Origin of the sequence: Pseudomonas sp. PvP028 (assembly GCF_017832255.1) — a bacterium.
In the GTDB taxonomy this organism is placed as follows: Bacteria; Pseudomonadota; Gammaproteobacteria; order Pseudomonadales; family Pseudomonadaceae; genus Aquipseudomonas; species Aquipseudomonas syringae.
Genome location: NZ_JAFIBL010000001.1, coordinates 5,769,328 through 5,793,034, shown reverse-complemented (window position 1 = coordinate 5,793,034; position 23,707 = coordinate 5,769,328). Strand labels below are relative to the sequence as shown.

The window sequence follows — 23,707 nt, the reverse complement described above, 5'->3', positions numbered from 1 at the left end:
TTTTTTGGTAGCAAACTGCAGCGTTACTGAGCGGCAGTCTTGCCCTGACGTTTGTTGATCGCGTCGATCAGGCGTTTGGCCAGCGCCGGATAGTCCTCATCGAAGTGATGACCGCCTGGCAACTGAACCGCTTCGCCGACGGCGGTAGTGTCAGTGCAACCGCTGTCTTTCTTCTCTTCGACGCCGTAAACGCAGAACACCTTGGCGGCTGGCAGCTTGGCCATTTCCTGTCCTGTGGTGGCTTCCTTGCCCGCGTTGCCGAGCCAGCCGTCAACGTGAATCTCGAAGCTGCCGGTGCGCGCGAAGGCCAGCAGGATGATTGCGTCCACCCGGTTTTGATCGTCTGCGGCCAGGCGATTGTAAATCGCCGGCATGACGTCCGCACCGAACGAGTAGCCCGCCAGGATGAAGCGCTTGGTGCCCCATTTCTGACGGTAGTGGTTCATCAGGTCGGTGAGGTCGACGGCGGTCTGTTCCGGCGTCTTGTGTTCCCAGTAGTAGCGCAGTACGTCAATGCCTACCACCGGGTAACCCATCTTGGCCATGTCGCCGGCCACGACTTTGTCCAGGTCGCGCCATCCGCCGTCACCGGACATGAACAGCGTCACGGTATCGGAAGGCTGGCTGGCCGGGACTTCGACCGTCGGTATACCCAGTCCGCCACTGTCATTTTCGCCGAGCAGCAGATGACGAAGTTCGGTGTTGAGCACCTGAGGCAGCGGAATGTCGTAGTCGCTGATGCTGGTGTCGGCGTTGGTCTGGTCGCGCACGAAGGCTGCGCTCGGATCATCCGGCGCGTCGTTCCAGGCGGCCAGCCAGTGCCCGTGCGCAGCCTTTTGCGGCAGCGCTACGTCGCAGATCTGTGGCGGCTTTTCGTCTTCTTCCAAAACGGGCGGTGGGTTCGAGGCATGCTCGAGCGCGAAATCTACTGAAATGGCCTGCGCCTTGTCATCGGTCTGTCCGGCCAGCCAGCGCCAGGCCAGTGTTGCGCCAGGGCCTATGCCACCGACGACCTTTGCAGGGCCATCGAGCTTCGTCAGAGCGTCCTGAAAGGTCTTCTGCTGCAGGACGCAGTCGTCCTTGGGCAACACCACCTGAATGATGCGTGCCGACGCATCCTTGCTGATCGCCAGCAATTGCTTGTCGGTCAGCATGTCTTCAGCGGTGACGGCCAGTGCGATACGGGTTTTGATGCTGGTGGCCGGCGTTACGCTGGTCAGCGGCGCGCCACCGTCAAGGTTAGAGTGTTCCAGTGATGCGGGCGGAGCGGGGCGGGTCCAGATCCAGACTCCCAGCGCTACCATTAAAAGAACAATTACCAGAGCTGCGAGCAAAAGGCGCCAGGAGCGTCGAATCATCAGCGTTTCACCAATCCAGTCAGGCCGCCCGCAATCAGGGCGGCGGTGTCAGCCAGTGCCACAAGCGGATCGAGTCCGGCAGGCACGGCCATGTAACGAGGTTCCCAATCGGGCTGAAACTTGTCCTTGAAGCGACGCAGCCCCTGGAAGTTGTACAGCTGTTCGCCACGGCGGAAGATCATCGAACCCAGACGCTGGGTGATGGGTGCGCCGCGTCGTGGCTGCAGGCCCGACAAAGGCACCATGCCCAGGCTGAAGCGCGCGTAGCCTTGGGCTTTGTAATGCAGAATCAGGCCGACCATCATGAACTCCATGGTCAGCTTGGGTGCATCCGGGTGAGAGCGCATCAGGTCCAGGCTGGCCAGTTCCGGGCTGGTGGTTTCCAACAGGTTGGAGAACGCGACCGGCTTGCCCTGGAAGTGCACGATGGCAATGCGGAAGTACTTCAGGTACTCAGTACTGAAGCGGCCCAGCGAGAAGCCTTTTTCACGGACATTCTTGCCCGTCAGCCAGGCGTCGGAAATCACTTTCAGCTCGTCGATCGGCGCCTGGCCCGGTTCGTAGATTTCCAGCGAAAGACCGTCGCGGCCACCCCGGTTCCAGGTGTAACGCAGGTCTTTCATCTCCTTGCCCTTGGCGTCGATGTCGAAGCGCCGCAGGTCGACGCGCGCTTCTTCACCCAGCTTGATGGCCGTGAGACCGATGTCCATGTAGAACGGCAGGTTTTCTGCACGTACCTGGTAGAACACCGGACGCGCATGGTGCACGTCGCACAGGTCGCGGAATTGCCAGATCAGCTCGGCACGCTGCTGTGTGGGGCCGATCGGGTCGTAAAGCGCTACCAGGCTGCGGCCGCGATGCGAGTACATCAGGAACGCATTGCCGGCCGGATGGAACAGGATTGCCTTGTCGCCGGTCAGCACCAGGCCGCCATCCGGCTGTTTGGATGCTTTGAGGATCTCGGCTGCCTTGTCCAGGTCTGCCGCGTCGGGCAGCTTGATGACCGGTCTGGCGGTACGCAGCAACCAGGTCAGCGAAACCACGACCAGCAGCACTGCGCTGCCCAGCGCCGAACGCAGGCCGCGCGGGGCGTCTGCATCGAGGGTGAACTGCCACCACAACTGATGACTGTAGGGCACGTCCTGATAGGCGAACAGCAGCAGCCAGATCGAGGCACCGACCACACAGATGCTGGCAATCAGGTAGACCGGCGAGAACGGCAGCTCCAGCAGGCGACTTGGACGGTAGAACGAACGGCGGAAGGTCAGCAGCAGGCAGGCGGTCAGCAGCAGCATGCTGGCTTCTTCCCAGTCGAAGCCCTTGAGTATCGACAGCACTGCACCGACCAGCAGCAAAATAGAGGTCAGCATCCATGCGGCCGACAGTCGACGACGCAGGCCTTGGGCGAGCAGCAGGCACAGCACACCCACCAGACTGGCCCCGAAGTGCGACGCATCGATCAGCCGATGCGGAATCATGAAGCCGACGTTTTCCAGACGGGTATCGATTTCAGGGGTGGCACCAGAGAAGAGCAGCACCACCCCCGACAAGAAAACCAGTAGTGCCAGAATCGGTGCCGCCAGCCCTGAAGCGACGCGCATGGCCTGCCGGGTCGGCAGCAGGCGCTGGGCCTCGGTAAACAGCAGGGTAAGGCAGGCCAGCAGCAGCGGCAGGATCACGTAGATCAGGCGATATAGCAGCAGCGCAGCGGCGAGCGGGGCGGCACCCAGCTCGTTGGCAAATGCCGCAAGCAGAATCGCCTCGAACACGCCGACGCCGCCAGGCACATGGCTGAGCACGCCGGCCGCGAGCGCCAGCAGGTAGATAAGGATGAATGCACCCAGCGGCGGCGCATGCGGCAGCAGCAGGTACAGCACCATCGCTGCGGCGGCGACGTCCAGCGCGGTGATCACCAGTTGAATCAGCGTCAGCTTCAAATCCGGCAGGCGCAAGGTGCGACGGCCGAGACGAACCAGAATATTGTGCGGGATGTCCTGTTCCGGCAGGCGGCGACGGTAGACGAACACCGCCAGCAACAGACTGCCGATCAACACCGCTGTAGCGACTACAGCCAGCACGTCCACGGGAAGTTTGAGTGCCAGTGACGCGCCTGACAGGTTGCTCAGCGTGGCCAGTGCAGCCAGCGGCGGCAGCGCACAACCCAGTGACAGGCTGGCGAACACGGTCATGCGGGCGATTTCGATTGCGCCTACGCCGTGGCGTGAATAAAGCCTGTAGCGCACCGAGCCACCCGACAGCATCGACAGGCCGACCGCATTGCCGATGGCAAATGAGGTGAAGCCGCCGAGAAGCAGCGTCTTTATGGGCAGGTCGACATTGGCGTACCGACTGGCGGACAGCTCATAGCCCATCAGGATGACGTAGCCGACGATTGCCGCGAGCAGCGCACCGCCCAAGGCGGGCAGGGGGACTGCGAACAGCGAATCGTGCAGCGCATACCAGTCCATTTCGACCAGCATGTGGCGGCAGGCTATAAGGGCCAGGCTGAACAACAGCAGCATCACCGCCAGCCCTATGGGCTGTCGGTATTTGCTCAGCAGCTCCCGCCAGTTATGGCGCGGTGGGCTGACGGGTTGCTCTGCATCAATGGTTTCATTGGAATCGGACATGTTGTCGCGCATCAATCACTCCTTGGATCGTGCGCGACAGGATGGAGGTATGCAGCCAAGTTACCAATCCCTACGCAGAAAATATTTCAGGATGTTAGCGCGTCAACGTCTAACGAGCGAATAGCGAATCGAGCCGGGTGATGCTGTTCAGCTACGGTTCAGTCGTGATTCAGCTTAGTAACACCTATCGGCAGCGCACGCAAAAACTGTCGTAAATGCACGTATTACGTTACAGATGTGATGATAGGGTTTCAAAGGACTTTGGAAATAGTCTTTTTTGTCAGACAGTTAGTCGTTGTCCGCATTGCTTTTTTACCGGAAACAAAAAAGGCCACTCTTTCGAGTAGCCTTTCTTGATGTTTGGTTGCGGGAGCCGGATTTGAACCGACGACCTTCGGGTTATGAGCCCGACGAGCTACCAGACTGCTCCATCCCGCGTCTGTGTGGCGGCATTCTACAGCCGAACGCTAAAGTGTCAACCCTTAATCCGCAAAGCATGCAAATGAGTAGCGGATTTTGCAGATTTTGCACGCTTGGGGTCGGGTGACCGGTTTTCAGAGCAGCATGCCTGCGTGGAGCATTATCAGGAAAGCGTACGGCCAGGCCGTCAGGATTCGCCGCAGGGTGCCGGAGAGCGCTGTATATCTGCGCGAGGCATGGCCCGATGTCCGGGCTTGAGAAGGGTGCTTTTCAGGCGCGCACAAAAAAGGCCACTCTTTCGAGTAGCCTTTTTTGATGTTTGGTTGCGGGAGCCGGATTTGAACCGACGACCTTCGGGTTATGAGCCCGACGAGCTACCAGACTGCTCCATCCCGCGTCTGTGTGGCGGCATTCTACAGAGAGATGACTAGGTGTCAATGGTTAGTTTCAAAAAAGTGCTTTTTCTTCAAACGCTTAGCGGATCCAGATGATCGGTCTGCATGGTATTGGCGCTTGCATGACGGGGCTTTGCAGCTGTTTCGGTCATGCATGATGGGCGTTTGACTACTTTTCATGGCGACCTTTCGCATCATTGGATGTTACTTGGCGGTACGAATGAGATACTGCGCGGCCATTGATTGCAAAATCCCATCAGGTCATGACGCAGCGCAAAATCATCCACATCGACTGTGACTGCTTTTATGCAGCCATTGAAATGCGTGACGAGCCCGACCTCGCTGGCAAGCCGCTGGCGGTAGGCGGCTCTGCGGAGCGACGCGGGGTGATTGCGACCTGTAATTACGAGGCGCGCGCGTATGGCGTGCGGTCGGCCATGTCCTCCCGGCATGCGCTCAAGCTCTGCCCGGACCTGACCATCGTCAAGCCGCGCATGGATGCCTATAAAGAAGCATCGCGGGAAATCCACACGATCTTTCGGGATTACACCGACCTTATAGAGCCGTTGTCTTTGGATGAGGCTTTTCTGGACGTGTCCGATGCCGGGCACTTTTCCGGTAGCGCCACGCGTATCGCGCAGGACATCCGTCGTCGGGTCTCGAATCAGTTGCACATCACCGTGTCGGCGGGCGTTGCGCCCAACAAGTTTCTCGCCAAGATCGCCAGCGACTGGAAAAAGCCCAACGGGTTGTTCGTCATCACGCCGGATCAGGTCGAGGATTTCATCGCTTCCTTGCCGGTCACAAAGCTTCATGGCGTAGGAAAGGTCACCGCAGACAAGCTCGGCAGGCTGGGTATCGTCGACTGTGCCGACCTGCGAAGCCGCAGCAAGCTCGCGCTGGTTCGGGAATTCGGCAGCTTTGGCGAGCGCCTCTGGAGTCTGGCGCACGGGATCGATGACCGACCGGTGCAGAATGACAGCCGACGTCAGTCAGTCAGCGTTGAAAATACTTACGACACGGATCTGCCCGATCTGGCGGCCTGCCTGGAAAAACTGCCCGACCTGCTGGAAACCCTGAGTGGCCGTATGGCCAGAATGGAAGGGCAGTACCGGCCCGGCAAGCCGTTCGTCAAAGTGAAGTTTCACGACTTTACGCAGACGACTCTCGAACAATCCGGGGCCGGAAGGGATCTGGGCAGTTATGAGCAGCTGCTGGCTCAGGCGTTCGCCCGCGGTGGCAAGCCGGTGCGATTGCTGGGCATAGGCGTGCGTCTGCACGATCTGCGTGCAGCCCATGAACAGCTGGAATTGTTCTCTCGATAATGACTGGCCGCGGTTATACGCCGCGGCCTTTCATGTTACAGGCACTTGTTACTGGCTCTGGGCAGGAACGGCGACCAGGCGGCCAGCGTCTCTGGCGAGTGACTTGAGAAATTCACCCTGCAACTGTGGATCGTTGCGCGTCAGTTCGATCAGGTTCTGTTCCAGCTCGCTGGCTTCTTCTTCCAGCCCCATATCAGAAAGACGCTTGACGCGATGCACCCACTGGCTGACCTCATCATCTTCAAGGTCGTCGTAGATCAGGGCGTGCGCCTCCAGCAGCTTGCCGCGTAGCGAATGGCTGATGGGCAAACTGGCGCTCGTGTGCGCGCTGTCCTGATCGTCTTCGACGTTGATATAAATGCGAGTGATGCGGCTGAGGTCCTGTTCGGCAAACGGACTGTCCAGCAGGTTCAGGCGCAGGATGCCGTTGCGGTCAGTGCTCATTTCGTGAGTTTCATTGCCGGCCTTGACCATCACCGGGCGTTCATTCCAGGGCAGGGTGGAGTTCTCGATTCGCTTGTCTTTCTGAACCTCGTCGATGCTCGCCAGATTCTGCTCGGCGCGACCGTGGGACGGGGCATTCATGAACGGGTTGAGACCTGCCACGCCATAGTGAATCCAGTCCTTGGTCATGCTTTCCGGCAAATTGCCCAGCGCAAACACGTTGACCACGTTGGCCCCGACACCTGCGACAACAGCGACTGCGCCGAGCGGGATCTCGTAGACCTCCCGCCACGGTTGGTAAGGCGTGTAGCGGTCATAGTGGCGGGTGACTTCAAAGTCGGTGACCTCGAACGATTTGTGCTCGTGAATCCGCACGCGGCGTTGCGGCAACTCCAGTGTCTTGGGTTCGCCGATATCGACTTGCAGGGTATGTTCGAGCAGTTTGCGTTCGACTCGCTCCTCGTGCTCGCTGCGCTGAGAGAGCTGGTTGGCACAGCCGCCGACGAGAAATGAGCCGCACAGAACGGCGCTGCCGAGGCTTAAGGTGCTTCGTTTGAGCATGGGATCTCTGATGCGGATTGGGCGAGTGAAGAGCGGCGCACCTGCGAGCAGGTGCGCCTTTTGACTCAGCGGTTCACTTTGCCCTGGATGAACGACAGCACGTCCGCGACTGCAATGGCTTGCGGTTGCGATTCGGTACGGCTCTTGTATTCCAGATTGCCTTCGGCCAGGCCTCGGTCGCTCACCACGATGCGGTGCGGGATACCGATCAGTTCCATGTCGGCGAACTTGATGCCCGGGCTGGTCTTCTTGTCGCGGTCGTCGAGCAATACTTCAAAACCGGCAGCCGTCAGGTCGGCGTACAGTTTGTCCGTCGCTTCACGAACGGCGTCTGTCTCGTAGCGCAGCGGGACCAGCGCAATCTGGAACGGCGCGAGGGTATCGTTCCAGATGATGCCGTTTTCGTCGCTGTTCTGTTCGATGGCAGCTGCAACCACTCGGGAAACACCGATGCCATAGCAACCCATCGCCAGATTGACCGGCTTGCCGTTTTCACCCAGCACCTGGCACTTCATCGCTTCGCTGTACTTGGTGCCCAGCTGGAAGATGTGACCCACTTCGATGCCGCGCTTGATTTCCAGTGTGCCCTTGCCGTCCGGGCTCGGGTCGCCCGCAACCACGTTGCGCAGGTCGGCAACGGTCGGAACCGGCAGATCGCGCTCCCAGTTGACGCCGAAATAGTGTTTGTCGTCGATGTTGGCACCGACGCTGAAGTCGCTCATCAGCTCGACAGAGCGGTCGATGATGCACGGCAGTGGCAGGTTCAATGGGCCCAGTGAACCCGCGCCTGCGCCGATGGCGTCGCGCAGTTCGGCTTCGGACGCCATGACCAGCGGGTTGGCGACCTGTTCCAGCTGACTGGCCTTGATTTCATTGAGCTCGTGATCGCCACGGATGATCAGGGCGATCAGCTTGCCTTCTTCGGCAGCATGCACCACCAGCGTCTTGACGGTTTTCTCGATTGGCAGACCGAAACCTTCGACCAGTTGGGCGATGGTCTTGGCGTTCGGCGTGTCGATCAGACGCAGCTCTTCGGTAGCGGCAGGGCGCGTCTTCTCGCGAGGAATCGCCTCGGCCTTTTCGATGTTGGCTGCGTAATCGGAGCCGTCGCTGAACACGATATCGTCTTCGCCGGATTCGGCCAGTACGTGGAATTCGTGCGAGCCGGCGCCACCAATCGAGCCGTTATCCGCTTCGACCGGGCGAAACTTCAGGCCCAGTCGGGTGAAGATGTTGCTGTACGCCAGATGCATGCGGTCGTAGGTGACCTGCAGCGATTCGTGATCGGCATGGAACGAGTAGGCGTCTTTCATGACGAACTCGCGTCCACGCATCAGGCCGAAGCGTGGGCGGATCTCGTCACGGAATTTGGTCTGGATCTGGTACAGGTTGATCGGCAGCTGTTTATAGCTGTTGAGCTCATTGCGTGCCAGATCGGTGATGACTTCTTCGTGGGTCGGACCCAGGCAGAACTCACGGTTGTGGCGGTCGACCAGGCGCATCAGCTCCGGGCCATACTGCTCCCAGCGTCCGGATTCCTGCCACAGTTCTGCGGGTTGAATGCCGGGCATCAGAATTTCGAGTGCGCCTGCGGCGTCCATTTCTTCACGAACGATGGCTTCGACCTTGCGCAGTACGCGCAGGCCCATGGGCAGCCAGGTGTAGAGGCCGGAGGCCAGCTTGCGAATCATGCCGGCGCGCAGCATCAGCTGATGGCTGACCACGACCGCATCGGAAGGGGTTTCTTTCTGTGTGGCGAGCAAAAATTGACTGGTGCGCATGGTTGGCCGTTGTCGGTTGCTGAGACAGGAAATGACCTGGCATTGTACGGCGCTGTGCCGGTCGCGTACAGGGCGCGGCTGGCTTGCAGGTGGCGTTGAAGCGCTTTCATGGGCTCATGAAAAAGCCCGGCATATGCCGGGCTTCTTCTATTAACGAGTGCTGAGCGGTGATTACAGGATCGAGATCGGGTAATCGACAATCAGGCGGAACTCGTTGACGTCGCCTTCGCCCTGGTCGGCGTTGGCGCGGTGCCATGCCTGACGCATACGAAAGGACAGGTCTTTGGCCGGGCCAGTCTGTACGACGTATTTGGCTTCAAGGTTGGTTTCGTGGTGCTCGCCGTCTGCACCGTACAGGCCAGCATAAGCGCTGCCGGTAGGTGTTTTGGTGCCGTCGATGTCAGTACCCTTGATGTAACGGGTCATGAAGCTCAGGCCTGGAACGCCGTACGGAGTCATGTTCAGGTCGTAGCGGACCTGCCAGGATTTTTCACCCGGACCGTTGAAGTCGGAGTACTGGATCGAGTTGTTCAGGAAGATCGAGTCGCCACCGCGGTTGTTGTCACCGATACCGATGTAGTCGAACGGAGTGTCACCGTTGATCTTCTGGAGCGCGAGGGTAACGGTATGCGCAGCAAGGAACGAGTAGGCTGCGGAACCGGAGAACGCGGTGTTGCTGATCGAGCCGGCTTTGGCGCTGCCTTCGTCAACGGTGCGATAGATGTTCGCATCGAATGCCAGAGACTGATCTCCACCCAGTGGCAGGGCGTAGTTCACGTTGGCGTAGTATTGATCCCAGATGTCTTCCAGCTTGGCGGCATAGAATGCAACGCCCAGGCTGTCGGTAATTGCGTATTTGCCGCCAGCGAAGTCCGCGCTATTGGCTTCAACGCCAGCATAGTTGGCAAAAATTCCGCCGTCATGGCTAGTATCGTTCTGGCTGGTGCCGGAGTAGAAGTGGCCAGCCTCAAGGTCGAGGCCTGAGATTTCACTACTTTGCAGGCTCAAACCACTTGCGGTTTGTGGAAGCAAGCGAGAGCCGCCAACTGCGAATACCGGGCTGGTAGGCTGCATGTCGCCAATTTTCAGCTCTGTTTTCGAGATGCGAAATTTGACAGCGCCACCGAGCTTGCCAAGAGAGTTTTCATTTTCACCGGTGTTGCGGTTGAACGCCAGGTTAGTGGAGCCCGAGTATGCGTCCGGAGCCCAGAGCTGCATGCCGAAATAGCCAAAAGCTTCAGCGCCGACACCGACGGTGCCTTGAGTGTAACCGGTGCTGAAATTCGCCCAGAGACCTTGGGTCCAGTCTCTCAAATCACTATTGCCGTTTTTGTTGTCACGGTTGAAATAATAGTTGCGCAACTTCAGGTCAAGCGTGCTGCCTTCCACAAAGCCCTTGGCATCAGCCTGATCGCTGACGAAAGGTGCGGCTGTTGCCATTTGGGCGCTGGCTGCCGTAACGGCCAGTGCGATTGCGCTCCACTTCATCACTCTCATCGTGATTGCTCCTTTGGTTTTTAGAAGATTTGTCTGCCGTCCCACCTGTTTTTTTATCTGGGCGGCTCTTTCTATTTTTGTCGGCGGAATCTATATCACGCTGACTTGGGTTGCTATAGCTACAGCCTTATCCTTTCAGAATCTTTACGACGCGCTGCCGGGCTGGCCTGTAGTGGCATTCTGCGCATTGTCAGACAGGTCAACGCGCGGTCCGTCACAGCGTCCCCCGGGGTCGCAAGCCTTGTTTCCCTTGATTCTGGTACCCCTGTTTTCCGCCAGGGTTGCCGTCATCATATGGGTGATAAAGCAACAAGCGTGCACAAAGTTTCCGAAAATGAAAAAATTTTGTGAAAAATCAGAATCAGGATCGCCTTTTTGCTCCATCTGACTGTTTTTAGTGACTATTTTTATTTTTTTAAAATACCTCTCGCTTTTCTTCGTCAAGAGTGGGTGCTGTCCTTATCGCCCAAAAACGTTACCGGTATCGGCTTGCGTTGAGTAGAAAACGAATCTGCTGTGTTGCTGTCGCAACAGCAGTGTGTGATTTTGGTGCAATCCCCATTGAGCTTGCCTGAACCTGGAGCACTGCTCTGGCTGGCGTTCATGGTGAGGCAATGGATGTTTCATTTTCATTTACGTGAAGCAGGCAATTGTAAGGCGGTGGTTCAAGGGGGTGGGGGTTGCAGCGGTATCTGCTGTCAGTCGGTGGCGTCAAACCGGTGCGGCGACCGTTGTGGAGGGTGCATTCTGGTGCGCAGGTGAAGGCCCGCGCGAACCCTAGTATCCTGCCTGCCTATCGCAGCACCTGTTACCGACAGGGCAGGTGCATTCACCTGGCAGTCAGGAGCTATTTATCGTGTTCGTTCTGGATTCTCGTCTTCAACAAGACACCTTGCCGATTGGCGACTTTCCGCTGTGCCGGTTGCTGCTCTCCAACGACAGCCACTACCCTTGGTTCATTCTGGTGCCGCGCCGCGCAGATATCACCGAAGTCTTTCAGCTGAGTGCAGCAGACCAGATGCAGTTTTGGCAGGAGACGAGTGCGTTGGCCAAGGTGCTGAACGAGCTCTTCGATGCGGATAAAATCAACGTTGCCGCGTTGGGTAACGTGGTGAGCCAGCTGCATATGCACGTCATCGTGCGCAAACTTGACGATGCCGCTTGGCCTGCGCCTGTGTGGGGCAAGCATGCTGCCATCGCTTATACTGACGAACAGCTCTCGGCAATCCGTCGACAACTGAAGCCGGTACTGACAAATGATTTTCGATTTGAGGAGGAGCAGTCATGAGCCTTGAAGAGCGAGTCATGGAGCTTGAAAGCCGTATGGCCTTTCAGGACGATACGATTCAGGCACTCAATGACGTGCTGGTAAAGCAGCAGCGCGAGCTTGATCATCTGCAACTGCAGATGGCGGCGATGCTCAAGCGTCAGGAGGAAATGGGCAGTCAGTTCGAGACTTTCGAGGAAGATGCGCCGCCACCTCATTATTGATGGGCTGCCATAAAAAAACCGCGACCTCCGTCAGGAGGTCGCGGTTTTTTTGTTGCTTGAAACAATCAGCGGCGGGGCAGGGCTGCAATGACATCTTCGGCCTGCAGGCCTTTGTCACGGTTCATTACGGAAAACTCGACGCGCTGTCCTTCGACCAGTACGCGATGACCCTCACCGCGAATGGCTCGGAAATGCACAAAAATATCGTCGCCGGAATCCCGGGAGATGAAGCCGAAGCCCTTGGAGGTGTTGAACCACTTTACGGTGCCAGTATCACGATTTCCCATGTCGTGGCTTTGTGGCGCGGACGAAGGGGTGTAAGACCTGTAGAAGCTGACGCTCAGGTGCAGGGCGACGGCTACGATGGCGACAGCCAGGCTCACCAGAATAGCCGGTTGACCGGCGATGCCGGGTAGAGGAACAAGCAAGGTTAGCGTTTGTACGATTACCGCAATGACAAGCAATGCACTGACCAGATTTTGCAGATTATGACGCGGACCTCTATTCCAGTAAGGAATGACCGGAGCGAGTATCAAGTTAAGCAGCCCTAGAAAAACCAGGCAGATCGCGTCAGGATTTTGCAGGTAGAGAGATGCCGCTTCACTACGCAGGCTCGGTATGAAAGAAAGCAACAGGGCTGCTGCTCCCGTTACCAGATGGACAATTTTCAACATTTTAAAAAGCTCACATGCAAGAAGGATTACAAGAAATAGCTGGTAACGCCCGGTACGCTTCTGAAAAAGATGAGGCGTGATGCACGGACGCTGGGCCGGCCTATGTGCCAGCGCTGGATCACAACTCGTTGGCGACACGGCGTGTATTTAACAGCAAAGCCTGATCCTACTCAAATCAGCAATCGATAATGGTGCGCGTGCCTGTCCGGCGCTGGCAGCCCGCTGTCCTTTAGTGGCTCTGCCGCTAGCTCTGTAGATGCGCGAAACAGAGCGTCTCACGGATTTTGCTGACGACTCCTTCAGGCACGCAGGTATTTTCTGCCCCGGAAGCCCGCTGCAGCCCCGTGTGAATAGCCCTGGCAGAGGCGTAGTTCGCTGCCAGCAGATAGCATCCTGCCAACGGAAAGCTGCGCCATTCGGGTTCTCTTGATAGAGTAGTCGTCTTTACTGCTTTTCAATCCTCACCAAAAGGGCATGAAACATGGCAATCGATATCGGTATCAGTGAAGAGGATCGCAAATCGATCGTGGACGGTCTGTCGCATCTGCTGTCGGATACTTATGTGCTTTACCTCAAGACTCACAACTTTCACTGGAATGTCAGCGGGCCGATGTTTCGCACGCTGCATTTGATGTTCGAAGAACAATATAACGAGCTGGCACTGGCGGTTGATTCCATTGCCGAGCGTATTCGTGCTCTGGGCTTTCCGGCGCCGGGTACTTATTCGACATATGCGCGCCTGTCTTCCATCAAGGAAGAAGAAGGCGTGCCCAGTGCTGAAGATATGATCAAAAGTCTGGTGCAGGGTCAAGAGGCTGTTGTCCGTACTGCTCGTAGTATCTTTCCTCTTCTGGATAAGGTTAGTGATGAGCCGACGGCTGACCTACTGACGCAACGCATGCAGGTGCACGAAAAAACCGCCTGGATGCTGCGCTCGATGCTCGAGTCCAAGTAACGGCCAGGGACGAGTGGCTTCAAGTGCCACTCGTCCCGTTCCTGAGTTGTTCTTCGCCCGTCACACCTGTCACTTCCTGCACCTGCTTTCATCGCGCAATTGCTCGGGCAAGCCGAGGCCCAACAGTCGCGCGCTGCTCTGCGGTTTTCCTCGCTTTTATTGGCGCCCCCTTCAAGGTTAATAACGATATTCCGTTGTTTCCTGTAGCCATCTCCTACAGTGACAACGTGTAGGGGCTTCTGGCTATAAAATCGCCAATCATGTTTTATACATCGGGACATTTATTTGTTTTTGAATATTTCTTTTGGTGTTTAAAATTCAATGATTCGAAGGTGGCGGTTATGATGTTACGAAGTGCTGAGCGAGAGCTTAAGTTGCTCCACCGAGAGGTGGAAATACGCCATGATCCTTTTGTCGAGGATTTCAATATGACGCTGGCGCAGCCGCACTCAAAATCCGTTCGACTTAACGGCCTGGCGACGTGCCTGCGTCTGGAGAAAGTGTACTGGAACATTCTTTCAGGTATCGCCAGTAGTAATGAGTGCTCCGTCAATGCGGTGCTGTCCTACATTGATCGGGAGGTTCACTTACGGTACGGGGGCGTGAAGAATTTCAGTGGTTTGATTCGTGTTGTCTGTGTGGCGCATATTTTGAAGGGCGACTGCCTGGAAAATTCTCACGTCTAGCGTGGGCTTATCCTCATTTCTGTGGGCTCGCTCAGGTGGGCCTGCGCTTTCCCCCGCGGCGCGAGCGAACGGCTCGGCTGCGCGGGGTGATCATGAGCTTATCCGGTCGTTAATAGGTTCGTCCGGCTGCACGGTGCCAATTAACTCTATATAATCCTCCGTCTTGCTAGCGGGCGTGACTCTGCGTGGGCCAGGGCTGGCTTTAGTCTTGTGCCGGTGCCTTGTACCTCTGAGCGCAAGCCAGGAGCGAAATCGCCACCGAATTCGAATTACGAGAAGTGAAAACACCATCATGATGCGCAGCCATTATTGCGGCCAACTGAACGAGAGTCTGGAAGGCCAGGAAATTACCCTTTGCGGATGGGTCCACCGTCGTCGTGACCACGGGGGCGTTATCTTCCTCGATATCCGCGACCGTGAAGGCATGGCTCAAGTCGTGTTCGACCCGGATCGTGCCGACAGCTTCGCTGCCGCTGATCGCGTGCGCAGCGAGTACGTGGTCAAGGTCGTGGGCAAGGTTCGTGCTCGCCCGGCAGGTGCCGTGAACGCGAACATGGCGTCAGGCGCCATCGAAGTTCTGGGTTACGAACTCGAGGTGTTGAACGAGTCCGAAACGCCGCCGTTCCCGCTGAATGAGTATTCCGACGTCGGCGAGGAAACACGTCTGCGTTATCGCTTCATCGACCTGCGCCGTCCGGAAATGGCCGAGAAGCTGCGTCTGCGTTCGCGCATCACTACCAGTATCCGTCGCTATCTGGATGACAACGGCTTCCTCGACGTCGAGACGCCGATCCTGACCCGCGCCACCCCGGAAGGCGCTCGCGACTATCTGGTGCCAAGCCGCACACACCCGGGCAGCTTCTTCGCCCTGCCGCAATCGCCTCAGCTGTTCAAACAGCTGCTGATGGTGGCTGGCTTCGACCGTTACTACCAGATCGCCAAGTGCTTCCGCGACGAAGACCTGCGTGCTGACCGTCAGCCGGAATTCACCCAGATCGACATCGAAACCAGCTTCCTCAACGAAGAGGACATCATCGGTCTGACCGAGAAGATGGTTCGTCAGCTGTTCAAGGAAGTTCTGGACCTGGAGTTCGGTGATTTCCCGCACATGACTTTCGAAGAGGCCATGCGCCGCTACGGTTCCGACAAGCCGGACCTGCGCAACCCGCTGGAACTGGTGGATGTTGCCGATCAGCTCACCGGCGTGGAATTCAAGGTGTTCAGCGGCCCGGCAAACGACCCCAAGGGACGCGTTGCCGCACTGCGTGTACCGGGCGCCGCCAGCATGGCGCGCAGCCAGATCGACGACTACACCAAGTTCGTCAGCATCTATGGTGCCAAAGGTCTGGCCTACATCAAGGTCAACGAGCGTGCGAAGGGGCCGGAAGGCTTGCAGTCGCCGATCGTCAAGTTCATTCCGGAAGACAACCTGAACGTCATCCTCGATCGCGTTGGTGCGGTTGATGGCGACATCGTTTTCTTCGGTGCGGACAAGTTCAAGATCGTCAGCGAGGCCCTTGGCGCGCTGCGCATCAAGATCGGCAATGACCTCAAGCTGCACACTTGCGAGTGGGCACCGATGTGGGTCGTTGACTTCCCGATGTTCGAAGAAAACGACGACGGCAGCTTCACCGCGTTGCACCACCCCTTCACGGCACCCAAGTGCACGCCTGAAGAGCTGGAAGCCAACCCGGCGACCGCGCTGTCCCGTGCCTACGATATGGTGCTCAACGGCACCGAGCTGGGCGGCGGTTCGATCCGTATCCATCGCAAGGAAATGCAACAGGCAGTCTTCCGTCTGCTGGGCATTGCCGAAGATGAGCAGCAGGAGAAGTTCGGCTTCCTGCTCGATGCCTTGAAATACGGCGCCCCACCGCACGGTGGTCTGGCTTTCGGTCTGGACCGTCTGGTAATGCTGATGACCGGCGCGCAATCGATTCGTGAAGTGATTGCGTTCCCGAAAACCCAGAGCGCGGCCGATGTCATGACCCAGGCGCCTGGCGTTGTCGATGCCAAAGCGTTGCGCGAGCTGCACATCCGTCTGCGCGAGCAGCCGAAGGCCGAGTGATGCCGGGCAGGGCGTATCGTCGATACGCCCTGTATCTGCCCTTATTGAGTGAAGCTTTTTGCCCGGTTTTCAGGGCGAAAGGTGAAGGTGTTTCCAAAAGAATCTGGAGCGAAAAATGGCAGGTCATTCTAAGTGGGCGAACATCAAGCACCGCAAAGAGCGTCAGGATGCCAAGAAAGGCAAGATTTTCACCAAGTGGATCCGTGAGCTGACCGTTGCTGCGCGTCAGGGTGGCGGTGATCCCGGTTCCAACCCGCGTCTGCGGTTGGCGCTGGACAAGGCGCTTGGTGCGAACATGACCCGTGACACCATTGATCGTGCGGTGGCGCGAGGAGTAGGGGCCTCCGACGGTGATGATGTCGAAGAGCTGGGGTACGAGGGCTATGGTCCGGGCGGCGTGGCGATTATGGTCGAAACCATGACCGATAACCGCAATCGTACCGCGGCGGCTGTACGCCATGCGTTCACCAAGTGCGGCGGCAATCTCGGCACCGACGGTTCTGTTGCCTACCTGTTCGATCGCAAGGGCCAGATCTCCTTCGCTGCCGGTGTCGACGAGGATTCGCTGATCGAGGCTGCCATGGAGGCCGATGCTGACGATGTCGTGACCAACGAAGACGGCTCGATCGATGTGTTCACCTCGTTCTCCGGGTTTTATGCGGTGCGTAACGCATTGGAGGCAGCAGGCTTCAAGGCTGCAGATGCAGAGATCGTCATGCTGCCGACCACCAGCGCTGTGCTTGATCTGGAAACCGCTGAAAAGGTACTCAAGCTGATTGATATGCTCGAAGACCTGGATGACGTGCAGAACGTCTATTCAAACGCGGAAATCCCGGACGAAGTGATGGAACAGCTGGGCTGATCGCTTACAGGCAACACCAGGTCGGAAGCCGGGGGAACGAAGCTGTGAGCAACACGCAGCTATCGGCCCCCGGCTTCTGCCTTTATGCTGCACCTATTGTTTTGCGTGACCTCCTCAAGCTGCAGGCGTTATGACTCTTATTCTTGGTATCGATCCCGGTTCGCGAATCACCGGCTATGGCGTGGTACGCGACACCGGGCGCGGCTGTGTCTATGTTGCGTCGGGCTGCATCCGCACTGGCAGCGGCGAGCTGCACGAGCGTTTGCAGATCGTTTATCGCGGTGTGCGGGAGGTCATCAAGACCTACGGACCTGTGACGATGGGTATCGAGAAGGTTTTCATGGCGCGTAACGCCGATTCGGCATTGAAGCTGGGGCAGGCCAGGGGCGCAGCCATCGTGGCGGGTGCCGAAGAAGCGCTGGAAATTGCCGAATACACCGCAACCCAGGTCAAGCAGGCCGTTGCAGGAACCGGCGGTGCCAATAAAGAACAGGTGATGATGATGGTCATGCATCTGCTCAAGCTGACCCAAAAGCCGCAAATCGATGCGTCCGATGCCCTTGCCATCGCCCTGTGCCACGCGCATACGCGCTCCAGTCTGATTCCTCACGGGTTGGCCACTGCGCGCAGTCGCGGCGGCCGCTTGCGGCTCTGACTGGCATTATGTGTCCGCATATTTTCTATGATGACGGTGTTCAACTTCTTCGCGCGAGCGACAGGCAACACGAAAGGATCTGAAACGTGATTGGACGTTTACGCGGCTCTCTCGCCGAAAAGCAGCCTCCGCATCTGGTGCTGGATGTCAACGGTGTCGGCTATGAGGTGGAAGTGCCGATGACCACCCTGTACCGGTTGCCGCATGTTGGCGAGACGGTGACGTTGCACACCCACCTGGTGGTCCGTGAGGACGCGCACCTTTTGTACGGCTTCTACGAAAAGCGCGAGCGCGAGCTGTTTCGTGAGCTGATCCGGCTCAATGGCGTCGGCCCCAAGCTGGCACTGGCGCTGATGTCCGGTCTGGAAGTCGATGAGCTGGTGCGTTGCGTGCAGGCGCAGGACACGTCGGCGCTGACGCGCATTCCCGGCGTGGGCAAGAAGACCGCCGAGCGTCTGCTGGTCGAGCTCAAGGATCGTTTCAAGGCCTGGGAGTCCTTGCCAGGCACCTTTACGCTGGTTTCCAATGGCCCCAATCAGGCTGAGCCTGTAGCGTCGGCAGAATCCGATGCGGTCAGCGCACTGATTTCGCTGGGCTACAAACCTCAGGAGGCGAGCAAGGCTGTCTCCGCCATCAAGGAAAAAGATTTGAGCAGTGCGGATCTGATTCGCCGTGCGTTGAAGGGGATGGGTTAAGTGATAGACGCCGACCGCCTGATAACCGCCACGGGTGGCCGTGATCGCGATGAGCAGATTGACCGCGCGATTCGGCCACTGAGCCTCGCGGACTACATCGGCCAGCCGACTGTACGCGAGCAGATGGAGTTGTTCATCCAGGCTGCCCGTGGTCGCAGCGAAGCGCTGGACCACACGCTGATCTTCGGTCCGCCCGGCTTGGGCAAGACCACGCTCGCCAACATCATTGCCCAGGAAATGGGCGTGTCGATCAAGAGTACGTCCGGCCCGGTCCTCGAGCGGCCTGGCGATCTGGCAGCGATCCTGACCAATCTCGAACCCAATGACGTGCTGTTCATCGACGAGATCCATCGTCTGTCGCCGATCGTCGAGGAAGTGCTGTACCCGGCAATGGAAGACTTCCAGCTCGACATCATGATCGGTGAGGGACCGGCAGCGCGTTCGATCAAGCTTGATCTGCCGCCGTTCACGCTGGTCGGCGCGACCACTCGTGCCGGCATGCTGACCAATCCGTTGCGCGACCGCTTCGGCATCGTGCAGCGACTCGAGTTTTACAACATCGCCGATCTTTCGACGATTGTCTCGCGCTCGGCAGGCATTCTGGGTTTGGTCATTGAGCCGCAGGGCGCTTTCGAGATTGCCAGACGCGCCCGTGGCACGCCGCGTATCGCCAACCGCCTGTTGCGTCGCGTACGGGATTTTGCCGAGGTTCGTGGCAATGGGCAGATTACCCGGCAGACAGCCGATAAGGCCCTCAACCTGCTGGACGTCGACGAGCACGGCTTCGATCATCAGGACAGGCGTTTGCTGCTGACCATGATCGAGAAGTTCGACGGTGGTCCGGTGGGCGTGGACAGCCTGGCGGCGGCCATCAGCGAGGAGCGTCATACGATCGAAGACGTACTCGAGCCCTATTTGATCCAGCAAGGCTATATCATGCGCACACCTCGCGGGCGTGTGGTGACCCGGCATGCGTATCTGCATTTCGGCCTGAATATCCCGTCGAGGATGGGGGAGATACCGGTACCGGATGATTTTGGCGACGAGCCTGTGGATTTATAGCGATGCTTTGCAATTTATTTGCAGTCTGCGTGGTCACATTGCCAGTCCTGCCGCCGATACCTGTAACTAAGTGGCAAAACGTTGAAAAACAGTTGCCTGACCCGATTGGCAACCTGAGGAGTAAGCTCTAGAGTATGCGCGCGCAAAACGGGGTTCAGTCGTTCGCACATCGCTGTCGCGTTTATTACGAGGACACCGATGCCGGCGGCATCGTCTACTACGTCAATTATCTGAAATTCATGGAGCGGGCTCGTACCGAGCGGCTACGGGAATTGGGCTTTGCCCAATCCGAACTGGCGCAGGAAAACCTTTTATTTGTCGTGCACTCCAGTGAGGCTCGTTATCACAAGCCGGCGCGGCTGGATGACGAACTGCTCGTCAGTGCAGAAGTAACCGAATTGAATCGCGTCAGCCTGCGCTTTAAACAGCAGATCAGGCGGGCGTCGGATGCAACGCTGCTCTGTGAAGGGCAGTTTCTGGTGGCGTGTGTACGCGCCGATAGTTTTAAACCCCGGGCCATTCCCGAAGCTCTGCGAGCGGCCTTCGCCGACCAGGGCGGCGCGGGCATACATTCAGAGCAGGAGATAAAGCGTGGAAGCTAACGTCGTCGACCATTCCTCCATGTGGAGTTTGGTCAGCAATGCCAGCATTGTTGTTCAGTTGGTAATGCTGATTCTGGTAGCTGCTTCGGTCACTTCGTGGATCGTGATTTTTCAGCGCAGCAATATGCTGCGCGCAGGTCGACGTGCACTGGACAGCTTTGAAGAGCGTTTCTGGTCGGGTATCGATCTGTCCAAACTGTACCGTCAGGCGGGCAGCAATCCCGATCCGGACTCGGGCGTCGAGCAGATCTTCCGTGCCGGTTTCAAGGAGTTCTCGCGTCTGCGTCAGCAGTCCGGCGTCGATCCTGATGCGGTCATGGAAGGTGTGGCGCGCGCCATGCGTGTTGCCATATCCCGCGAGGAAGAGAAGCTCGAAGCCGGTCTGCCGTATCTGGCGACCGTCGGTTCTACCAGTCCTTATGTCGGTCTGTTCGGTACGGTCTGGGGGATCATGAACTCCTTCCGCGGTCTGGCGACTGCGCAGCAGGCAACGCTGGCTACCGTGGCACCGGGCATTGCCGAAGCACTGATTGCAACGGCCATCGGCCTGTTTGCAGCCATTCCGGCCGTTATTGCCTACAACCGTTTCGCCGCGCGCAGTGAGACCTTGATCAGCCGTTATTACACGTTTGCTGACGAGTTCCAGGCCATCCTGCACCGTAAAGTGCACACCAGCGAAGAGTGAGCAGGTAATTCCCCATGGCTTTAATCGCTCGAGATCGTCGCAGAAAACGCAAGCCGGTCGCCGAAATGAACGTAGTGCCCTACATCGACGTGATGCTGGTGTTGCTCGTGATTTTCATGGTCACGGCTCCCATGATCAACCAGGGCGTGAAAGTCGACTTGCCCAAGGTCTCCAGCGAGGCTTTGCCGCAAGACAACAACAATCAGGTCCTGACCATTTCGATCAAGGCTGACAAGACCTATTACTGGAACCTTGGCAGCGAAGTCGATACCGACAAGCAGATGGACAAGGCAATGACCCTGCCACAGCTGACCGCCGCAGTGACCAAGATCGTCGCCGCCGGTCGTGACGCAGGCAAGCAGACGCAGGTTTTCATTCGTGGTGACAAGACCGTCGATTACGGCTCGGTCATGGGCACGATGGGCGGGCTGCAGAAGGCTGGGGTCGGGAATGTTGGCTTGATTACCGAGGCACCCTGATGCAGCCGATTCGAGAGCCGTCCGCCTCGGAAAGCTACTTCTGGCCCAGTGTCTGGGCCGTGGCATTGCATATTCTGATTTTCGGCATGCTGTTCGTCAGCTTTGCCATGACTCCGGATTTGCCCGAAGCCAAGCCTATCGTTCAGGCAACGCTCTATCAGCTCAAGTCCAAGAGCCAGGCCACTACCCAGACCAACCAGAAGATTGCCGGTGAGGCGAAGAAAACCGCTGCGCGACAAACAGAAGTCGAACAGCTGGAGCAGAAAAAGATCGAGCAGCAAAAACAGGAAGCTGTAAAAGCTGCGGAACAAAAGAAAGAAGAGTCTGCTCAAAAAGCCGAAGAGCAGAAAGCTGCCGACGAAGCCAAAAAGGCCGAACAGAAAGCAGAGGAGGCCAAAAAGGCTGACGATGCCAAGAAAGCCGATGAAGCCAAGAAGGTCGCCGACGCCAAAAAGCTTGAAGATAAGCAACAGGCTGATATAGCCAAGAAAAAGGCCGAAGAAGAGGCGAAGAAAAAAGCCGAAGAAGACGCCAAGAAAGCTGCTGCCGAGGAAGCCAAGAAACAGGCTGCTGATGAGGCCAAGAAAAAGGCCGCAGAAGACGCCAAGAAAAAGGCTGCCGAGGACGCGAAGAAAAAAGCCGCTGCCGATTCCGCCAAGAAGGCGCAGGAAGCAGCTCGTAAATCCGCTGAAGACAAGAAGGCGCAGGCACTGGCCGATTTGCTGTCCGATAAACCGGAGCGGCAACAGGCTTTGGCTGACGAGCGGGGCGATGAAACGGCTGGCAGTTTTGATGACCTGATTCGTGTCAGGGCTTCCGAAGGCTGGAGTCGTCCACCATCGGCACGTAACAACATGTCGGTAACGTTGCAGATCGGGATGTTGCCCGACGGTACGATTGCCTCTGTATCGATTGCCAAATCCAGTGGCGATGGACCGTTTGACAGCTCTGCGGTTGCTGCGGTGAAGAACATTGGACGTTTGACAGAAATGCAGGGTCTGAAGCCGGCTGACTTCGCGCCCTATCGTTCATTCAAGATGACATTCACACCTGGAGATCTAGCCTTGTGATCAACCTTTTTCGAGGACTGCTGGTCGTTCTCTGTTTCGCATCCGCAATGGTGTCGGCAGAAGAAAAGAACATTCTGGTCACCAGCGGCAGTGACCGTGCAGCGCCCATCGCTGTTGTGCCTTTCGGATGGCAGGGCGGTAACGTCCTGCCTGAGGACATGGCCGAAATTATAAGCAACGATCTGCGCAACTCCGGCTACTACGCGCCGATCCCGAAGCAGAACATGATCAGCTTGCCGACCCAGGCCAGTGAAGTCATTTTCCGTGACTGGAAAGCGCTGGGTGCCCAGTACGTCATGGTCGGCAACATCACGCCTGCCGGTGGACGTCTGCAGATCCAGTACGCACTGTTCAACGTGGCCACCGAGCAGCAAGTGCTGACCGGTAACGTGTCGGGTACCAATGATCAGCTGCGCGACATGGCGCACTACATTGCAGACCAGTCGTTCGAGAAGCTCACCGGTATCAAGGGTGCGTTTTCCACTCGTATGCTTTACGTGACGGCCGAACGCTTCTCGGAGAACAACACGCGTTACACCCTGCAGCGTTCGGATTACGACGGTGCTCGTGCGGTAACCCTGTTGCAATCCCGTGAGCCAATCCTGTCGCCGCGTTTTGCGCCGGACGGCAAGCGTATTGCGTATGTCTCGTTCGAACAGAAGCGTCCACGCATCTTTGTTCAGCACATCGACACCGGTCGTCGCGAACAGATCACCAACTTCGAAGGCCTGAACGGCGCGCCTGCCTGGTCGCCGGATGGCAGCAAGCTGGCGTTCGTGCTGTCCAAGGATGGCAACCCGGAGATCTATGTGATCAATCTGGCGTCGCGTCAATTGAGCCGCGTCACCAACGATTCTTCGATTGATACTGAACCTTTCTTCGGCAAGGACGGGTCTACGCTATACTTCACGTCGGACCGTGGCGGCAAGCCACAGATCTACAAGACCAATATCAATGGCGGCGGTGCCGAACGCGTAACGTTCGTGGGTAACTACAACGCCAACCCGAAATTATCAGCCGATGAAAAGACGCTGGTAATGATTCACCGGCAGGACGGCTTCACTAATTTCAAGGTAGCAGTGCAGGATTTGGCCCGCGGTAGCGTAAAAATCCTCACAGATAGCAACCTTGATGAGTCGCCTACTGTTGCGCCCAACGGCACCATGGTAATCTACGCCACCCGCCAGCAGGGCCGGGGAGTCTTGATGCTCGTGTCCATTAACGGACGCGTAAGGCTCCCGCTTCCTACCGCTCAAGGCGAAGTCAGAGAACCTTCCTGGTCCCCTTACCTGAACTGACGCGGCGCTACACG

Annotated in this window: 22 protein-coding genes and 2 tRNA genes; 15 read left to right on the top strand and 9 right to left on the bottom strand. The window is 57.6% G+C overall.

Annotated elements, in window-relative coordinates; genetic code table 11:
* Window positions 1–23 precede the first annotated feature (23 nt).
* The 4 genes from JOE34_RS24765 to JOE34_RS24750 form a co-directional block, all read right to left on the bottom strand.
* Window positions 24–1,358: a virulence factor family protein gene (locus JOE34_RS24765; RefSeq protein ID WP_209996779.1), complete on the bottom strand. Its 1,335-nt coding sequence runs from the start codon at window positions 1,356–1,358 to the stop codon at window positions 24–26.
* On the bottom strand, window positions 1,358–4,000 hold the full coding sequence (mprF, locus tag JOE34_RS24760) for a bifunctional lysylphosphatidylglycerol flippase/synthetase MprF (protein ID WP_060406058.1): 2,643 nt from the start codon (window positions 3,998–4,000) through the stop codon (window positions 1,358–1,360). Before mprF ends, JOE34_RS24765 begins: the two co-directional genes overlap by 1 nt.
* A gap of 349 nt (window positions 4,001–4,349) precedes the next feature.
* A tRNA-Met gene (locus JOE34_RS24755) sits at window positions 4,350–4,426 on the bottom strand.
* Between the two features lie 302 nt (window positions 4,427–4,728).
* Window positions 4,729–4,805 (bottom strand) — tRNA-Met (locus tag JOE34_RS24750).
* Between the two features lie 261 nt (window positions 4,806–5,066).
* Here JOE34_RS24750 and dinB point away from each other — a divergent pair.
* On the top strand, window positions 5,067–6,128 hold the full coding sequence (gene dinB / locus JOE34_RS24745; RefSeq protein WP_003422095.1) for a DNA polymerase IV: 1,062 nt from the start codon (window positions 5,067–5,069) through the stop codon (window positions 6,126–6,128).
* A gap of 48 nt (window positions 6,129–6,176) precedes the next feature.
* Here the strand turns inward: dinB and JOE34_RS24740 are convergent, their stop codons facing one another.
* From JOE34_RS24740 to JOE34_RS24725, 4 genes are all read right to left on the bottom strand, one after another.
* Window positions 6,177–7,133: a lipoprotein gene (locus JOE34_RS24740; RefSeq protein ID WP_003390980.1), complete on the bottom strand. Its 957-nt coding sequence runs from the start codon at window positions 7,131–7,133 to the stop codon at window positions 6,177–6,179.
* 65 nt (window positions 7,134–7,198) lie between these two features.
* Entirely contained in the window at window positions 7,199–8,914 is a 1,716-nt protein-coding gene (locus tag JOE34_RS24735; protein WP_016567429.1) for a proline--tRNA ligase, read from the bottom strand.
* Window positions 8,915–9,085: 171 nt separating this feature from the next.
* Entirely contained in the window at window positions 9,086–10,411 is a 1,326-nt protein-coding gene (locus tag JOE34_RS24730) for an OprD family porin (RefSeq protein ID WP_004418667.1), read from the bottom strand.
* Between the two features lie 144 nt (window positions 10,412–10,555).
* The gene (locus JOE34_RS24725) at window positions 10,556–10,855 is read right to left on the bottom strand and encodes a hypothetical protein (protein WP_024663460.1); all 300 of its coding nucleotides are present in this window, start codon (window positions 10,853–10,855) and stop codon (window positions 10,556–10,558) included.
* 412 nt (window positions 10,856–11,267) lie between these two features.
* On the opposite strand from JOE34_RS24725, the gene JOE34_RS24720 reads away from it, so the two are divergent.
* A complete protein-coding gene (locus JOE34_RS24720) occupies window positions 11,268–11,699 on the top strand; it encodes an HIT domain-containing protein (RefSeq protein WP_026175281.1) in 432 nt (143 codons plus the stop codon).
* Window positions 11,696–11,902: a SlyX family protein gene (locus JOE34_RS24715; RefSeq protein ID WP_003304583.1), complete on the top strand. Its 207-nt coding sequence runs from the start codon at window positions 11,696–11,698 to the stop codon at window positions 11,900–11,902. Before JOE34_RS24720 ends, JOE34_RS24715 begins: the two co-directional genes overlap by 4 nt.
* A gap of 65 nt (window positions 11,903–11,967) precedes the next feature.
* On the opposite strand, the gene JOE34_RS26085 is transcribed toward JOE34_RS24715, so the two are convergent.
* Window positions 11,968–12,576: a cold-shock protein gene (locus JOE34_RS26085; RefSeq protein WP_003314355.1), complete on the bottom strand. Its 609-nt coding sequence runs from the start codon at window positions 12,574–12,576 to the stop codon at window positions 11,968–11,970.
* A 481-nt stretch (window positions 12,577–13,057) separates the two neighbouring features.
* Between JOE34_RS26085 and JOE34_RS24705 the strand changes: the two genes are divergently transcribed.
* The 12 genes from JOE34_RS24705 (at window position 13,058) to tolB (ending at window position 23,693) form a co-directional block, all read left to right on the top strand.
* Window positions 13,058–13,531, top strand: a complete 474-nt coding sequence (locus JOE34_RS24705; RefSeq protein WP_003314356.1) for a Dps family protein — start codon at window positions 13,058–13,060, stop codon at window positions 13,529–13,531.
* A 341-nt stretch (window positions 13,532–13,872) separates the two neighbouring features.
* Entirely contained in the window at window positions 13,873–14,217 is a 345-nt protein-coding gene (locus JOE34_RS24700) for a ribbon-helix-helix domain-containing protein (protein ID WP_003339491.1), read from the top strand.
* A 292-nt stretch (window positions 14,218–14,509) separates the two neighbouring features.
* The gene (aspS, locus tag JOE34_RS24695) at window positions 14,510–16,285 is read left to right on the top strand and encodes an aspartate--tRNA ligase (protein WP_002554661.1); all 1,776 of its coding nucleotides are present in this window, start codon (window positions 14,510–14,512) and stop codon (window positions 16,283–16,285) included.
* A 115-nt stretch (window positions 16,286–16,400) separates the two neighbouring features.
* Entirely contained in the window at window positions 16,401–17,147 is a 747-nt protein-coding gene (locus JOE34_RS24690; RefSeq protein WP_003339485.1) for a YebC/PmpR family DNA-binding transcriptional regulator, read from the top strand.
* A gap of 130 nt (window positions 17,148–17,277) precedes the next feature.
* The gene (gene ruvC / locus JOE34_RS24685; RefSeq protein WP_003314361.1) at window positions 17,278–17,802 is read left to right on the top strand and encodes a crossover junction endodeoxyribonuclease RuvC; all 525 of its coding nucleotides are present in this window, start codon (window positions 17,278–17,280) and stop codon (window positions 17,800–17,802) included.
* 86 nt (window positions 17,803–17,888) lie between these two features.
* Entirely contained in the window at window positions 17,889–18,497 is a 609-nt protein-coding gene (gene ruvA, locus JOE34_RS24680; RefSeq protein WP_003364731.1) for a Holliday junction branch migration protein RuvA, read from the top strand.
* Window positions 18,498–19,559 carry a Holliday junction branch migration DNA helicase RuvB gene (ruvB, locus tag JOE34_RS24675; RefSeq protein ID WP_003422111.1) on the top strand — a complete coding sequence of 354 codons (1,062 nt, stop codon included), beginning with the start codon at window positions 18,498–18,500 and terminating at the stop codon, window positions 19,557–19,559.
* A gap of 134 nt (window positions 19,560–19,693) precedes the next feature.
* On the top strand, window positions 19,694–20,161 hold the full coding sequence (gene ybgC / locus JOE34_RS24670; RefSeq protein ID WP_003314364.1) for a tol-pal system-associated acyl-CoA thioesterase: 468 nt from the start codon (window positions 19,694–19,696) through the stop codon (window positions 20,159–20,161).
* Complete coding sequence (gene tolQ / locus JOE34_RS24665; RefSeq protein WP_002554655.1) at window positions 20,151–20,846, top strand: protein TolQ; 696 nt, start codon at window positions 20,151–20,153, stop codon at window positions 20,844–20,846. Before ybgC ends, tolQ begins: the two co-directional genes overlap by 11 nt.
* Window positions 20,847–20,869: 23 nt before the next feature.
* Entirely contained in the window at window positions 20,870–21,325 is a 456-nt protein-coding gene (gene tolR, locus JOE34_RS24660) for a protein TolR (RefSeq protein ID WP_161420636.1), read from the top strand.
* Complete coding sequence (gene tolA, locus JOE34_RS24655) at window positions 21,325–22,395, top strand: cell envelope integrity protein TolA (RefSeq protein WP_003314366.1); 1,071 nt, start codon at window positions 21,325–21,327, stop codon at window positions 22,393–22,395. Before tolR ends, tolA begins: the two co-directional genes overlap by 1 nt.
* Window positions 22,396–22,442: 47 nt before the next feature.
* Complete coding sequence (gene tolB / locus JOE34_RS24650) at window positions 22,443–23,693, top strand: Tol-Pal system beta propeller repeat protein TolB (protein ID WP_210434907.1); 1,251 nt, start codon at window positions 22,443–22,445, stop codon at window positions 23,691–23,693.
* Window positions 23,694–23,707: the final 14 nt, after the last annotated feature.

Bases quoted from the DNA above. Each gene is read 5' to 3' on its own strand.
- JOE34_RS24765 (WP_209996779.1), bottom strand. From the start codon at position 1,358: ATGATTCGACGCTCCTGGCGCCTTTTGCTCGCAGCTCTGGTAATTGTT.
- mprF (WP_060406058.1), bottom strand. From the start codon at position 4,000: ATGCGCGACAACATGTCCGATTCCAATGAAACCATTGATGCAGAGCAA.
- dinB (WP_003422095.1), top strand. From the start codon at position 5,067: ATGACGCAGCGCAAAATCATCCACATCGACTGTGACTGCTTTTATGCA.
- JOE34_RS24740 (WP_003390980.1), bottom strand. From the start codon at position 7,133: ATGCTCAAACGAAGCACCTTAAGCCTCGGCAGCGCCGTTCTGTGCGGC.
- JOE34_RS24735 (WP_016567429.1), bottom strand. From the start codon at position 8,914: ATGCGCACCAGTCAATTTTTGCTCGCCACACAGAAAGAAACCCCTTCC.
- JOE34_RS24730 (WP_004418667.1), bottom strand. From the start codon at position 10,411: ATGAGAGTGATGAAGTGGAGCGCAATCGCACTGGCCGTTACGGCAGCC.
- JOE34_RS24715 (WP_003304583.1), top strand. From the start codon at position 11,696: ATGAGCCTTGAAGAGCGAGTCATGGAGCTTGAAAGCCGTATGGCCTTT.
- JOE34_RS26085 (WP_003314355.1), bottom strand. From the start codon at position 12,576: ATGTTGAAAATTGTCCATCTGGTAACGGGAGCAGCAGCCCTGTTGCTT.
- JOE34_RS24705 (WP_003314356.1), top strand. From the start codon at position 13,058: ATGGCAATCGATATCGGTATCAGTGAAGAGGATCGCAAATCGATCGTG.
- JOE34_RS24700 (WP_003339491.1), top strand. From the start codon at position 13,873: ATGATGTTACGAAGTGCTGAGCGAGAGCTTAAGTTGCTCCACCGAGAG.
- aspS (WP_002554661.1), top strand. From the start codon at position 14,510: ATGATGCGCAGCCATTATTGCGGCCAACTGAACGAGAGTCTGGAAGGC.
- JOE34_RS24690 (WP_003339485.1), top strand. From the start codon at position 16,401: ATGGCAGGTCATTCTAAGTGGGCGAACATCAAGCACCGCAAAGAGCGT.
- ruvC (WP_003314361.1), top strand. From the start codon at position 17,278: ATGACTCTTATTCTTGGTATCGATCCCGGTTCGCGAATCACCGGCTAT.
- ybgC (WP_003314364.1), top strand. From the start codon at position 19,694: ATGCGCGCGCAAAACGGGGTTCAGTCGTTCGCACATCGCTGTCGCGTT.
- tolA (WP_003314366.1), top strand. From the start codon at position 21,325: ATGCAGCCGATTCGAGAGCCGTCCGCCTCGGAAAGCTACTTCTGGCCC.
- tolB (WP_210434907.1), top strand. From the start codon at position 22,443: ATGGTGTCGGCAGAAGAAAAGAACATTCTGGTCACCAGCGGCAGTGAC.